12 protein-coding genes are annotated in these 13335 nt (G+C 63.0%); 2 read left to right on the top strand and 10 right to left on the bottom strand.

Annotated features, from left to right (window positions below):
• Positions 1–17: 17 nt before the first annotated feature.
• The 4 genes from OEG81_RS05720 to OEG81_RS05705 form a co-directional block, all read right to left on the bottom strand.
• The gene (locus tag OEG81_RS05720; protein ID WP_264131742.1) at positions 18–1811 is read right to left on the bottom strand and encodes an aminopeptidase P family protein; all 1794 of its coding nucleotides are present in this window, start codon (positions 1809–1811) and stop codon (positions 18–20) included.
• A 187-nt stretch (positions 1812–1998) separates the two neighbouring features.
• Positions 1999–2652 (bottom strand): CoA transferase subunit B, encoded by a 654-nt coding sequence (locus OEG81_RS05715; RefSeq protein ID WP_264131741.1) that lies wholly within the window; start codon positions 2650–2652, stop codon positions 1999–2001.
• Positions 2652–3362, bottom strand: coding sequence for a CoA transferase subunit A (locus OEG81_RS05710; protein ID WP_264131740.1), 711 nt, complete (start codon positions 3360–3362; stop codon positions 2652–2654). Before OEG81_RS05710 ends, OEG81_RS05715 begins: the two co-directional genes overlap by 1 nt.
• 127 nt (positions 3363–3489) lie before the next feature.
• The gene (locus OEG81_RS05705; RefSeq protein WP_264131739.1) at positions 3490–3933 is read right to left on the bottom strand and encodes an acyl-CoA thioesterase; all 444 of its coding nucleotides are present in this window, start codon (positions 3931–3933) and stop codon (positions 3490–3492) included.
• 181 nt (positions 3934–4114) lie between these two features.
• Here OEG81_RS05705 and OEG81_RS05700 point away from each other — a divergent pair, with 181 nt between their 5' ends.
• Positions 4115–5761, top strand: a complete 1647-nt coding sequence (locus OEG81_RS05700) for an electron transfer flavoprotein-ubiquinone oxidoreductase (protein ID WP_264131738.1) — start codon at positions 4115–4117, stop codon at positions 5759–5761.
• A gap of 28 nt (positions 5762–5789) precedes the next feature.
• On the opposite strand, the gene OEG81_RS05695 is transcribed toward OEG81_RS05700, so the two are convergent.
• The 4 genes from OEG81_RS05695 to OEG81_RS05680 all read right to left on the bottom strand — a co-directional run bounded on the left by OEG81_RS05695 (position 5790) and on the right by OEG81_RS05680 (position 10736).
• Entirely contained in the window at positions 5790–6689 is a 900-nt protein-coding gene (locus tag OEG81_RS05695; RefSeq protein ID WP_412034117.1) for a DMT family transporter, read from the bottom strand.
• A gap of 193 nt (positions 6690–6882) precedes the next feature.
• Positions 6883–8862, bottom strand: a complete 1980-nt coding sequence (acs, locus tag OEG81_RS05690) for an acetate--CoA ligase (RefSeq protein ID WP_264131737.1) — start codon at positions 8860–8862, stop codon at positions 6883–6885.
• 126 nt (positions 8863–8988) lie between these two features.
• Positions 8989–10332: an MFS transporter gene (locus OEG81_RS05685; RefSeq protein ID WP_264131736.1), complete on the bottom strand. Its 1344-nt coding sequence runs from the start codon at positions 10330–10332 to the stop codon at positions 8989–8991.
• Positions 10329–10736: a GlcG/HbpS family heme-binding protein gene (locus tag OEG81_RS05680; protein WP_264131735.1), complete on the bottom strand. Its 408-nt coding sequence runs from the start codon at positions 10734–10736 to the stop codon at positions 10329–10331. The genes OEG81_RS05685 and OEG81_RS05680 overlap by 4 nt, the downstream gene beginning before the upstream one ends.
• A gap of 365 nt (positions 10737–11101) precedes the next feature.
• On the opposite strand from OEG81_RS05680, the gene OEG81_RS05675 reads away from it, so the two are divergent.
• Positions 11102–11677: a C40 family peptidase gene (locus OEG81_RS05675; protein WP_264131734.1), complete on the top strand. Its 576-nt coding sequence runs from the start codon at positions 11102–11104 to the stop codon at positions 11675–11677.
• A 141-nt stretch (positions 11678–11818) separates the two neighbouring features.
• On the opposite strand, the gene OEG81_RS05670 is transcribed toward OEG81_RS05675, so the two are convergent.
• Together OEG81_RS05670 and OEG81_RS05665 are read right to left on the bottom strand one after the other, a co-directional pair.
• The gene (locus tag OEG81_RS05670) at positions 11819–12238 is read right to left on the bottom strand and encodes a DUF2325 domain-containing protein (protein ID WP_264131733.1); all 420 of its coding nucleotides are present in this window, start codon (positions 12236–12238) and stop codon (positions 11819–11821) included.
• Positions 12239–12363: 125 nt separating this feature from the next.
• Entirely contained in the window at positions 12364–13314 is a 951-nt protein-coding gene (locus OEG81_RS05665) for a CysB family HTH-type transcriptional regulator (RefSeq protein ID WP_264131732.1), read from the bottom strand.
• Between the last annotated feature and the right edge of the window lie 21 nt (positions 13315–13335).

The raw sequence follows: 13335 nt of genomic DNA, 5'->3' as shown, positions 1-13335 counted from the left end.
GCCCATTTAGCTTGAGGCTAAACCGCCCCCGTCCTCTCCAGTAACCACTCCTTCGCCTGCCCTTCCACCAGCGGCAGCAGCCTGCTTCTCACCTGTCCGTGATACGCATTCAGCCAGGCCCTCTCCCCTTCCGTCATCAGCGACAGCTCAATACACCGCGTATCAATAGGGCACAAAGTCAAAGTCTCAAACTTCAGGAACTCCCCGAACTCTGTCTCCACCGCCGGCACAGCCAGGACCAGATTCTCAATACGTATGCCCCATCGCCCAGGCCGATACAAACCCGGCTCGTTCGACGTAATCATCCCGGGCTCCATCGCCATGTTCGGATTGACGACCGCCCGATACGCAATCGATTGCGGTCCTTCATGCACGTTCATGAAGTAGCCCACACCATGTCCGGTTCCATGACCGTAATCAGACCCCGTCTGCCAGATGGGCATGCGGGCAATGGTATCCAGCAAGGGCGACATGGTGCCGCGCGGGAATACGGCCTGCGACAAAGCGATCATGCCTTTCAGCACGGCGGTGTAGTCGCGCTTCTGTTCGGCGCTGGGTGTGCCCACGGGCACGACGCGGGTGATGTCGGTGGTGCCGCCCAGGTACTGGCCGCCTGAATCGATCAGCAGCAGTCCGTCGCCTTCGATGACGGCGTGCGATTCTTCGGTGGCGTGGTAATGCGGCATGGCGCCGTTGGCGTTGTAGGCGGCGATGGTGCCGAAGCTGGGCGTGATGAAATTGGGGCGCCGCGCGCGGGCGGCGGTGATTTCCTCATCCACAGTGATTTCGGTGATGCGTTCATTGCCTTGCGCCGCCTCGAACCAGGCGAAGAATTCGCACAGGGCGGCGCCGTCCTGCTCCATGCTGCGGCGCACGTTGTCGGCTTCGGCGGCATTCTTGCGCGACTTCAGCAGTTGCGATGGGTTGATGGCTTCGATCTTGTCGGCGAAGGCGGCAGCCGCCAGGGTGCCCACGGTCGTGCGGGCCGGGTCGATCAGCAGGCCCTGCCCTTCCGGCAGGCAGGCCAGCGCGCCGGCGGCCTCGTCATAGGATTCGACGCTTACGCCGTCTTCCGCCAAGGCCTCGCACAGTTCAGCGGAGATCTTGCCGGGCGCAACGAACAGGCGCGCGCTGTCCTGGCCTATCAGGGCATGCGCAAGAAACACGGGGTTGTAGGAAACGTCGTTGCCGCGCAGGTTGAACAGCCAGGCAATGTCATCTAATGAGGACAGCCAGTGCCAGACGGCTTTGTGCTCATCCATGGCGGCGCGCACGGCCGCCAGGTTCTCCGCCCTGCTGCGGCAGGCAAACGGCGGCAGGTGTTCGGACACAGTCCCTTGCGGAAGCGCGGGCCGCCCTTCCCAGATATCGGCGATGACGTCCGCGTCGATGACTAGGCTGATGCCCTTTTCCGACAATACCGTCTGCCACTGCCGATGCGCCTGCACGGCCAGCACCTGGCCGTCGATGTTGACGCAGGCACCCTTTGCCAAGTGGTCTGCCAGCCATTGGGCGGGTCCGGGCACGTCGGGCGCGCCGGCGCGCATGGTCTGTATGCCGGTGCCGGCCAGGTCGCTGTCGGCCTGCTCCCAATAGCGGCTGTCGGTCCATAGCCCCGCGAAGTCGGCGGTGACGACCAGGGTACCGGCCGAGCCGCCGAATCCGCTAAGCCATTGCCGCGCCTGCCAATGCTCGGGCAGGTATTCCGACAGATGCGGGTCGGAAGACAGGGCCACGCAGGCGTCCAGCGTGCGCTCGCGCATGGCGGCGCGCAAGGCCTGGATGCGTTGGACAAAGACGGACGGGTTCACGGCAATTCCTTCAAATAAACACCTGGGTCAAAAGGTGCAGAAACGGCGCAGACAGTTCAAGCAACAAAGCCAGAACATTCCTGCCGCCCACGCTCCGGATACAGGCGCCGATAGATTCCATATAAAAATGGCCTAGCAGCCCCGCCATGCGGGATCGCTCAGGCCATCTTCCTGCACATAGTCAAAATCAGGCAACGGCCGACACATCCAGCGTGGCGCCGGTCTTGGCCTGGATTTCATCGACGGTGACGCCAGGCGCCAGCTCGATCAGCTTCAGGCCCAAGTCGCCCACTTCCATGACGCCCAGATCGGTGATGATGAGATCCACGACACCCACGCCGGTCAGCGGCAGGCTGCATTCCTTCAGCAGCTTCAGGTCTTCGGTGCCGTCCTTCTTGCGGGCCACGTGCTCCATCAGCACGACGACCTTGCCGACGCCGGCCACCAGGTCCATGGCGCCGCCCATGCCCTTGATCATCTTGCCCGGGATCATCCAGTTGGCCAGGTCGCCCTTCTCGGACACCTGCATGGCGCCCAGGATGGCCAGGTTGATCTTGCCGCCGCGTATCATGGCGAAGGAGTCGGCCGAGGCGAAGATGGAGGAGCCCGGCAGCGTGGTGATGGTCTGCTTGCCGGCGTTGATCAGGTCGGCGTCGATTTCATCTTCGGTCGGGAAGGGGCCGATGCCCAGCAGGCCGTTCTCGGACTGCAGCCAGACCTCGACGCCCTTGGGCACGTGGTTGGCCACCATGGTGGGCAGGCCGATGCCCAGGTTCACATAAAAGCCGTCTTGCAGTTCACGTGCGGCGCGCGCCGCCATTTCGTCACGGTTCCAGGCCATTATTTTGCTCCTTGCGCGTTGCGGACAGTGCGTTGTTCTATGCGTTTTTCCGGGCTGGCGTTCAGCACGATGCGGTGCACGTAGATGCCGGGCAAATGAACGTGGTCGGGATCGAAGGCGCCGGTGTCGACGATTTCCTCGACCTCGACGATGGTGATCTTGCCCGCCATGGCCACATTGGGATTGAAGTTGCGGGCGGTCTTGCGGAACTGCAGGTTGCCGCTGCGGTCGGCCTTGTAGGCCTTGATCAGGGAGACGTCGGGAACGATGGAGCGTTCCATGACGTATTTCTCGCCGTCGAATTCGCGGATTTCCTTGCCTTCGGCCACGATGGTGCCCACGCCGGTGCGAGTGAAGAAGGCGGGAATGCCCGCTCCGCCGGCGCGCAGCTTCTCGGCCAGCGTACCTTGCGGCGTGAATTCAAGCTCCAGTTCGCCCGCCAGGAACTGGCGCTCGAATTCCTTGTTCTCGCCCACATACGAGGCAATCATCTTCTTGATCTGGCGGGTGGACAGCAGCTGCCCCAGGCCGAAGCCGTCGACGCCCGCGTTGTTGCTGACGCAGGTCAGGCCCTGCACGCCCGAATCGCGCAGGGCGGCGATCAGCGCCTCGGGGATGCCGCAAAGGCCGAAGCCGCCGACCGCAATGGTCTGGCCGTCGGCGACGACGCCTTTCAGCGCTTCTGCGGCGCTTGCATAGACTTTATCCATTACTCCTATCCTTATTCAATATTTCATGCGATGGCAGCAAACCCGCAAGGAGCATGTGCCGTAAGTGATGAAGCGAAAAAAGCAAAGAACGAAAAATCAATCATAAAGCGGACGCCGCCCTCATCCTTCATTGCGGCGCAAGCAAGGCGGCAAAACGCGACAGCTCCTGAGGCGTCCACGGCGAGGACCTGCCTGTTTCAGCGTCGGCCCCGACCATGACCTGGCGGCCCCTGGCATAGATGACGCCCGGCTCGCCCTCGCATTCGATGAGAATGTCCATTTCCATGCTGGAGCGGCCCACGCGGGTAAGCACCTGGCTGACGATGACGGTTGCGGGATACAGGATGGGTTTCAGGAAATCGCAGGAAACATGGGCAAGCACCGTTACCCTGTTCGATGGAAGTGTAATGCCCGCCTGGGCGAACAGCTGGACCCTGGCCTCTTCGAGGTAGCGGAAATACACCGTGTTGTTGACGTGATTCAGGGCATCCAGGTCGCCCCAGCGCACCGGCATGGTCCAATGAAAAACACCGCCCACCGGCGGCACGGAAATCGATTCGACATCTTGCATCGGCCTGCGCCCCTTTTGCTAAATGCATCGCAGCAATCAGTATAACGTGGCGGTGGCGCCGAACATCACACGCCCGGCCGCCCGGCTGCCCAAGACTGCAATACAATTAGCCCGGACAATGGAGTCGAGCGCCCGCGGGGCCGCACGCAGCACCAGACAAGATATACGGGAGATCTCATACATGGCTGAACGTGAATCAATGGAATACGACGTGGTCGTGGTCGGCGCGGGGCCGGCCGGACTCGCCGCCGCCATCCGGCTCAAGCAACTGGCCGCCCAGCGCGAGCAGGAAATCAGCGTCTGCGTGCTTGAAAAAGGTGCCGAAGTGGGCGCGCACATCCTGTCGGGCGCGGTCATGGACCCTCGCGCCCTGACCGAGCTCATTCCCGACTGGAAAGAGAAAGGCGCGCCGCTGGAGACCGCGGTCACCGAGGACAAGTTCCTGTTCCTGACCGAGAAGGGCGCGCGCGCCACGCCCGGCTGGCTGCTGCCCGAATGCTTCCAGAACCACGGCAACTATATCGTCCAGCTGGGCAATGTGGTGCGCTGGATGGGCGAACAGGCCGAAGCCCTGGGCGTGGACCTGTTCCCCGGCTTTGCCGCCGCCGAGATCCTCTACACCGACAGCGGCGCCGTCAAGGGCGTGGCCACCGGCGATATGGGCGTAGCCCGCGACGGCACGCACACCGATCATTACCAACCCGGCATGGAACTGCACGCTCGCTACACCGTCTTTGCCGAGGGTTCGCGCGGCCAGCTGGGCCGCCAGCTTATCGAGCGCTACCAGCTCGATGCAGGACGCGATCCGCAAAGCTACGGCATCGGCATCAAAGAGATGTGGGAAGTCGACCCGTCGCAATCCCAGCCCGGCCTGGTGGTGCATACCGCCGGATGGCCGCTCGATGCCGATACCTACGGCGGCTCCTTTCTTTACCATCTGTCCAACAACATCGTGGTGGTCGGACTGGTGGTCGGACTGGACTATGCCAACCCCTGGCTCTCGCCCTTCGAGGAATTCCAGCGCTACAAGACCCACCCCGCCATCCGCCCCACTTTCGAAGGCGGCAAGCGTATCGCCTACGGCGCCCGCTCGCTGACGGCGGGCGGCCTGCTGTCGCTGCCTAAAATGTGCTTCCCAGGCGGCGTCATGGTGGGCTGCGAGGCCGGCGTGCTGAACGCGTCGCGCATCAAGGGCAGCCATTCGGCCATCAAGACGGGCGCGCTGGCCGCCGAAGCCGCCTTCGACGCCATCGTGGCCGACCGTCGCCACGACGAATTGACGGCCTACCCGACCGCGTTCGAGAACTCCTGGCTGCACGCCGAGCTGAACAAGGCCCGCAATTTCAAGCAGTGGTTCAAGAAAGGGCGCACCGTCGCCACCCTCATGACGGGAGTGGAGCAATGGCTGCTCAAGGGGAAAATGCCCTGGACCCTGCATCACAGCAAGCCCGACCACGCCTGTCTGCAGCCGGCGGCGGAATGCGCCCGCATCGACTACCCCAAGCCGGACGGCAAGATCACCTTCGACCGCTTGAGCTCCGTCTTCATCTCCAATACCAATCACGACGAAAACGAGCCCGTGCACCTGACGCTGAAGGATGCGTCGATTCCGGTGTCGGTCAACCTGGCCAAGTACGGCGGCCCGGAAGCGCGCTACTGTCCGGCCGGGGTGTATGAATTCGTGAAGACGGACACGGGCGAGGACCGCCTGCAGATCAATGCGCAGAACTGCGTGCATTGCAAGACCTGCGACATCAAGGACCCCACGCAGAATATCGTGTGGGTGGCCCCGCAAGGCGGCGAAGGGCCGGTCTACAACGGCATGTAGGCCCGCTCCGGCCGGGCTTGGCCAAGCGTCAGCGCCGGGAAGCCGGCGCGCGGCGCCTGGGGCCGGGCAGGTTCACGGCCACCAGGCCCGCCATGATGAGGGCCACGCCGGCCAGTTCCAGCGCGGTCGGCTGCTCCGACAACAGCAGCCAGGCCAGGATGACGGTCAGCACCGGGACGCCCAGGCTGGACATGCCCGCCACCGTCGCGCTGACCCGGCGCACCACCGACAGCCACAGCCACCAGCCCAAGCCCGAGGCAATGACGGCCATATAGGCCATGCCCCAGAACAAGACGGGCTCCCAGACGATTTCCTGCTGGGGAAAGGCCTGCGCCACCGGCCAGGTCAGCACGGCGCCCAGCAGCATCTGCCAGGCCGTCAGGTTCAGCACATTGGGCGTATGGCGCTGGAACATCATTTTCGACAGCACCGTGCCCAGGCCCCAGCATGCGCCCCCCATCAAGGCCAGCAGCGAACCCGTCATCGAACCCAGCCCCTTCCAGGGCGCGATGATGGCCAGCAGGCCCAGGGCCGCCAGCGCGAAGGCCCACATATGGCGGCGCGTGGGCCGGTCGCCCAGCAGCGCCCAGGCAAACAGCACGACCCAGAAAGGCATGGTGTACGCCAGCATGACGACGTGCCCGGCGCCGCCGCTCACCAGCGCAAGCTGGCACAGGCACTGGAAGGCCGTGGTCTGGAAGACGGCGATGCCCAGGGTCAGCCAGAATGGCGGGAATTTCAGCGATTGCCGCGTCGCCACCAATGCGACGAACAGAACGAGAAAGGCAATGGCGTAACGCGCCATGACCAAGTCGAAGGGCCCGATGAAGCTGGACAGATGCTTCATGATGATCCAGCTGAATCCCCATAGGGTGACGGTCAGGGCCATCAGCATCAGGGCGCCCCGGTCGGACTGGCTCGGTTTCAATATATGCTCCGCAATTCGGAAGGTTCGGTTCGGGAAAAGAAAAATCAGGCCGAAGCCTGATTTTGATCCGGGTCATCAGCGCCCCGCCGGTCCGTCCGCGTGATCGACACACCCGACGAGACGCTGGGCCAACACAATACATCACCCCGGCTTGTCCGGCAATTTACCAGGAGCAAGCCGGGAGGCACGATTGCTAGTGCGCCTGGGACAGCTGGTCGAGAATGGCGGGGTTTTCCAGCGTGGACACGTCCTGGGTGACCGGCTCGCCCTTGGCCACCACGCGCAGCAGGCGCCGCATGATCTTGCCGGAACGGGTCTTGGGCAGGTTCTCGCCGAAACGGATGTCCTTGGGCTTGGCGATGGGGCCGATTTCCTTGGCCACCCAGTCGCGCAACTGCTTGGCTATCGTGTCGGCCTCGCTGCCTTCGGGCAGCGAACGCTTGAGCACCACGAAGGCCACCACGGCCTCGCCGGTGGTCGCGTCGGGCCGCCCCACCACCGCCGCTTCGGCAACCAGCTCGTGGGCCACCAGCGCCGACTCGACTTCCATGGTGCCCAGGCGATGGCCCGAAACGTTCAGCACGTCGTCGATGCGGCCCATGATCCAGAAATAATCGTCGCTGTCGCGCTGGGCACCGTCGCCCGCCAGGTAATAGCCTTTGAGTTCAGGCGGGAAATAGCTTTTCTTGAAACGCTCGGGGTCGTTCCAGATGGTGCGTATCATGGCCGGCCATGGACGCTTGACGACCAGGAAGCCGCCCTTGCCATGCCCCACTTCTTCGCCGGCCTCGTCGACCACCGCAGCCGCAATGCCGGGCAGCGGCAAGGTGCAGGACCCGGGCTTCAGCGGGGTCACGCCGGGCAGAGGCGTAATCATATGGGCACCGGTCTCGGTCTGCCACCAAGTATCCAGCACCGGGCAGCGCTCGCGCCCGACATTGGTGTAGTACCACATCCAGGCTTCCGGGTTGATGGGCTCGCCCACCGAGCCGATGATGCGCAGGCTGCTTAAATCGTATTCGCGGGGATGGTATTCCGGCGCCGCCTCGGCCGCCTTGGTCAGCGAACGGATGGCGGTGGGTGCCGTATAGAACACGGTCACCTTGTGGCGCTGGATCATGTCCCAGAAGCGCCCCACGTGCGGGTAGGTGGGCACGCCTTCGAAGACGACCTGAGTCAGGCCGGCGGCCAGGGGCCCGTAAGTGATATAGGTGTGGCCGGTGACCCAGCCCACATCGGCCGTGCACCAGAAGACATCGCTGTCCTTGGCGTCGAAGGTCCATTTGACGGTCAGCAGCGACCACAGCAGGAAGCCCGCCGAAGCGTGCTGCACGCCCTTGGGCTTGCCGGTCGAACCCGAGGTGTACAGAATGAACAGGGGATGCTCGGCATTGACGGCGACGGGTTCGCAGGCTTTGGGCTGGTTGGCGCAAACGTCGTGCATCCACAGATCGCGCCCTTCGTTCCATTGCACCTTGCCGCCCGTGCGCTTGTACACGATGACGTGGCTGACGGCCTCGCAGCCGCCCATGGCCAGGGCTTCGTCGACCGCGCTCTTGAGCGGTATGGCCTTGCCGCCGCGCACCTGCTCGTCGGCGGTGATGACCAGCGTGGCGCCCACGTCGACGGTGCGCTCGTGCAGGCTCTTGGAGGAAAAGCCGCCGAACACCACGGAATGGATGATGCCCAGGCGGGCGCAGGCCTGCATGGCAACCACGGCCTCGATCGACATGGGCATGTAGATGATGGCGCGTTCGCCGGTCTTGTGCCCCAGCGCCTTGATGCCGTTGGCGAACTCGCAAACGCGGGCGTGCAGTTCTTTGTAGGTGACTTTGCTGACCTTGCCGTCGTCCGACTCGAAGATAAGCGCAGTTTTATTGGCGGTTGGGGTGTCCAGGTGCTTGTCCAGGCAATTGGCTGAAACATTCAGCTCGCCATCGCCAAACCAACGATAAAACGGCGCTTCCGATTCGTCGAGCACCTTGGAAAAAGGCTTGCTCCAGGTCAGGTTTTCGCGCGCCAGGCGCGACCAGAAGGCATCGGGCGACTTTTCGGCTTCGGCGCACAGGGCCTTGTAGCCCTCCATGCCCGATATGGCGGCCCCTTCGACCAGGTTCTGGAAAGGGGGGAAAACCCGGTTCTCTATCAGTACCGATTCGATTTCATTCGACATTGCTGCAGGCTCCTTTTTTAAAGTGTGTTGTTCGAGTTATCCGCCCACCGTAGCCGGTGAGCCTTACTGCATGCTGACAAATCCAGGCAAGATCAATCAAAAATTGTCACAATTGCCGGACGTCGTTCATGCGGACAGGATATTAGTATCGCGCGCCCGCGAACCGCGCGCAAAATCCAGGCGGGCGAGCACGGCCAGGCCGGCCACGAAGAACAGGCCGGTGCAAAGCAGGGCCAGCCGGTGGTTGCCGCCGGTCAGCCAGGTGACCAGGCCATAGCACAAAGGCCCCACCACGGCCGCCAATTGCGTGGCGAAGGTCCATAGGGAATAGAATTCCGCCAAGCGTCCCGGGGGCGCCAGCGCCCCCACCATGGCCCGGCCGGCGCTCTGGCTGGTGCCCATGCACAGGCCGGCCACCATGGCGGCAAGCCAGAACACCCATGCCTGCACCGCCGCGTAGGCCAGCCCTATCATGACGATCCATCCCACCAGGGTGATGGAAAGCGCCAGCTTGTGGCCAATGCGATCCTGCGCATAGCCGAACAGGAAGGCGCCGGCGGCAGCGGCGATATTTACCGTGAAGACCAGCAGCATGGTCTGGGCCATGGTAAAGCCCATGGCTTCGGTCGCATAGACGGCCGACAGGGTGATGACCACGGCAATGCCCGCCTGATAGCAGGCGCCGCACATCAGCAGAAGCCGGAAATCGACGAAGTCCCGCCGGGTTTCATGCCACGCGGCCAGCAGGCGGGCCAGCATGCCCTGCGCGGGCCGGTGGCTGGCCGGCGTGCGCTCGCGCAGGAACAGGAAGGAAGGAACGGCGGCAATGGCGAAGATGGCCGCCGTCAGCACCATGACGTAAGGCACATACTGGCTTGCGGCCTGGCCCTGTCCGCTGGCCCAGGACACCAGCGCCAGCGACAGGCCCAGCGTAAGCATGCCGCCGAAGTAGCCGAAGCTCCAGCCCCACCCCGATACGCGGCCCAATGCTTCGGGCCGGGCGATCTCGGGCAGGAAGGCCGCCACGATGGACTCGCCCACGCAATAGCAGTAATTGGACAGCGCAATGGCGAAAAGCCCCCAGGCGATGTCGCCCGGGCCGGTGAATGCCAGCAGTACGGTGGCCAGGACGCAGCCCACGGTGCTGGTGAACAGCAGCCGCCGCTTTCCCGCCCTGGCGTCGGCCCGCGCGCCCAGCGTAGGCATGGTCAGCATGATCATGAGATAGGAAAAAGACAGGGCGGCAGTGAACGCCAGCGTGCCCCATGTCTTCTGCGCCGCCACCACGCCCACGAAATAAGCGCTGAAAACCGTGGTCAGCACCACGGTGGTATAGCCGGAGTTGGCAAAGTCGTACATGGCCCAGGCCCAGACTTCGCGCTTGCCTATCCCGGGATTCAGGAGGGAGCCGCCGGCCCGCGCCGCTGGCTCCGCCCCGGCATCCGATAACGGTGCCGGGCGCTGCGTCATGGTTTCAGGGCGGCGATCCCGGCACGGGCCACTTCGACGTCTTCCGTGGATTTCACACCCGACACGCCCACGGCGCCCACGACCTGGCCATCGACGATGACCGGCACGCCGCCTTCCAGCATGCCTTCCAGGCCGGGCGCGGACAGGAAGGACGTGCGCCCCTGGTTGATGGTTTCCTCATAGATGCGGGATTCGCGGCGGCCCAGGGCGGCGGTGCGCGCCTTGGCCGGGGAAATCTGCGCCGAGATCGGCGCGGCGCCGTCCAGGCGCTGCAAGCCCAGCAGATGGCCGCCATCGTCGACCACGGAAATCGTTACCGGCCACTTATGCTCCACGGCATGCTTCTCGGCCGCGGACAAAATCGTTTGTACATCGGCAAGGCTCAATACAGGCTTGGTTTTCATGGGTTTCCCTGGAAATGAATCAATTAATGACAAAAAATAGGAAGGCCGGCCTCCGTTCCGGACTATAGACTAGCCCGCACGGCCCATGGAGTAAAGCCCGATTTTTCGGTAAAACTCCTTTACGCGAATGACATGAACCGTTAAACTCCCCGGATTGCTCACGTTCAGTTTGCATGCGACCCGCCGTTTTTAGCTGTTGTTTGCTGTCAGATGCCATCGATTTTGATTCGTTTTTATACAAAATCGAACATCCAGCAAGGCGGCCTTGTGCGAACGAAAACCAGATAATCATGCCGCCGCAACGACTATTCCGCCACGTCCCGTACATAAGTTCATCGATCGTATCGCGCGGCGTAAAATCAGTAGTGCTTGCCGCAACATTGGTCCTGGCCGGATGCGCCACCAACGCCAACAAGCAGCTTGCCGAGACCAATCCCAGCCGGATTGCACGCGACAATTATCTGTCCCACATCCAGTCCGATCCGCTGGGGGCCTATCTCTCCAATCAGGAGCAGGCCTATTCCACTCCGCCAAAAACCACCAGGGCTCTGGCCAGCACCGCGCTCAGCGTGCTGGGCATCAAGTATCGTTATGGCGGCGAGGCGCCCAACACCGGTTTCGACTGCAGCGGACTGGTCATCTATGCCGCCGAGAAATCACTGGGGCTCAAGCTGCCGCGCCGTTCGGCTGAAATCGCCCGGGAAGGCATCTCGGTCAAGCGCGACGAACTCAAGCGCGGCGACCTGGTGTTCTTCAATACGCGCGGCCGTCGCTTCTCGCATGTAGGCATCTACCTGGGCGACCGCAAATTCGTCCATGCTCCTCGCAAAGGCGCCGTCGTGCGTATCGAAGACATGGACATCGCCTACTGGAAGAAGCGCTATAACGGCGCCCGCCGGCTGGCCGCCAACAAGGCAACGGATACCCTCTCGACCAACTGAAGAAGGCGGGCGCAGCGGCCCGCCGAAGCCCACCCGCACCCGCCCCGATCCCCTTTTACACCGCCCTTCCGGCGGCCGGCCGCATGCCCCGCAACTCGTGCGCGGCACGGCCTTCCCGATCAAGCGTGAAGCACAGCCCGGCTATCTGGGCCTGACACGGCCGCCCTGGCCCGGCGAACGCCCTCCGCCGCCGGTCGCCACATGCTGCGCCACCATCTTCATAGGCTGCTGCGCAGCGCTCTTTGGGCTGGAGCATGCCTCACAGTAACCGCATTGGTTCAGGGCCTGCTTCATGCTGCATACCGAACGCCGGCAGGCCAGCACCCGTATCCCCGCCTTCTGCGCCGCTGTCCGGAACGTCTTCATGACATTGTGGCCCAGAAAATCGGTAAGCAGTATCAGCAATTCGGTGCCCGAAGGCAGTTGCAAGGTCTTTTTCTGATGAGAGGGATCGCGGCCGCTGATATGGTGGCGGATGGCGATGTTATGGCCTTTGAGCAGGTCGGGAATATTCCCCAGTCGATCGGCCCCTACGACCACAGCGCTGACGAGTTGAGACATGGCGGCTCCAGAACATGAAAGAATGTTCCGTAACGATAATCATTCTTATTATCATTGTCAACAGAAACTCGAAATGAAGCTGCCGCGATTTGCCCGTCGACCGATCGTATCGGCCGCTCCGCCGCTCAGTCGAGTTTCGGGCTTCTGTCGATGGCTTCCTGGACCACGTCGCGCGTCAGTTCCGGCGCCAGCATTTCCAGCAGCACATAGACGTAATCGCGCAGGAATACGCCGGATTTGACCGCTACCCGCGTGACATGGGTTCCGAACAGGTGGCCGGCCGGCAAGCCCACCAGGCCCTTGTCGCGCCGCGGGTCGAAAGCCATGCCCGCGATGATGCCGATGCCCAGGCCCACATCCACATAAGTCTTGATGACGTCGGCATCGATGGCTTCCAGGACGATGTCGGGGGCGATATTCGCCGCGGCGAAGACTTCATCGATGGCGCCGCGCCCCGAAAATGCATGGTCGTAGGTCACGATGGGGTATTGGGCCAGCTGCTTCAGGGAGATCGCCTTGGCCGCGCTGGAGGTCAGCTCCGCCAAAGGGTGGTCGGGCCGCACGACAATGGTGTGCTCCCAGGAATACACCGGCATGGCGGCCAAACCCGGCGTCAGCGCCAGGGTTTCGGTCGCTATGGCCACGTCGGCCTGCTCATGCAGGACCATTTTCGCCAGATGCGGCGGGTTCCCCTCGGCCAGCGAAACCCGGACCTTGGGAAAGCGTTCACGGAAGGCCGGTATGACCTTGGGCAATATGTAGCGGGCCTGGGCGTGCGTGCAGGCGATGGTCAGCCCGCCTTCGTCGCGCCGGGCGAATTCATCGCTGACCTTCTTCAGATTGTCGACTTCGCGCATGATGCGGTCGATGACCTGAGCCACGACGTGTCCCGGCTTGGTCAGCCCCTTTATGCGCTTGCCGTGCCGCTCGAAGATCTTGACCCCCAGCTCATCCTCGAACTCGATGATGGCCTTGGACACGCCCGGCTGCGAGGTGTAAAGCGTGCGAGCCGCGTCGGTCAGATTGAAATTGCGCCGTATCGTTTCGCGGACAAAGCGGAATTGCTGGAGATTCATAAAAAATAGCCCTATAGGAAG

The organism is Pollutimonas sp. M17, from assembly GCF_025836975.1.
Lineage (GTDB): Bacteria > Pseudomonadota > Gammaproteobacteria > Burkholderiales > Burkholderiaceae_B.
Note: the sequence above shows the minus strand (reverse complement) of the source record. Positions and strands in the feature narration are given on the sequence as shown.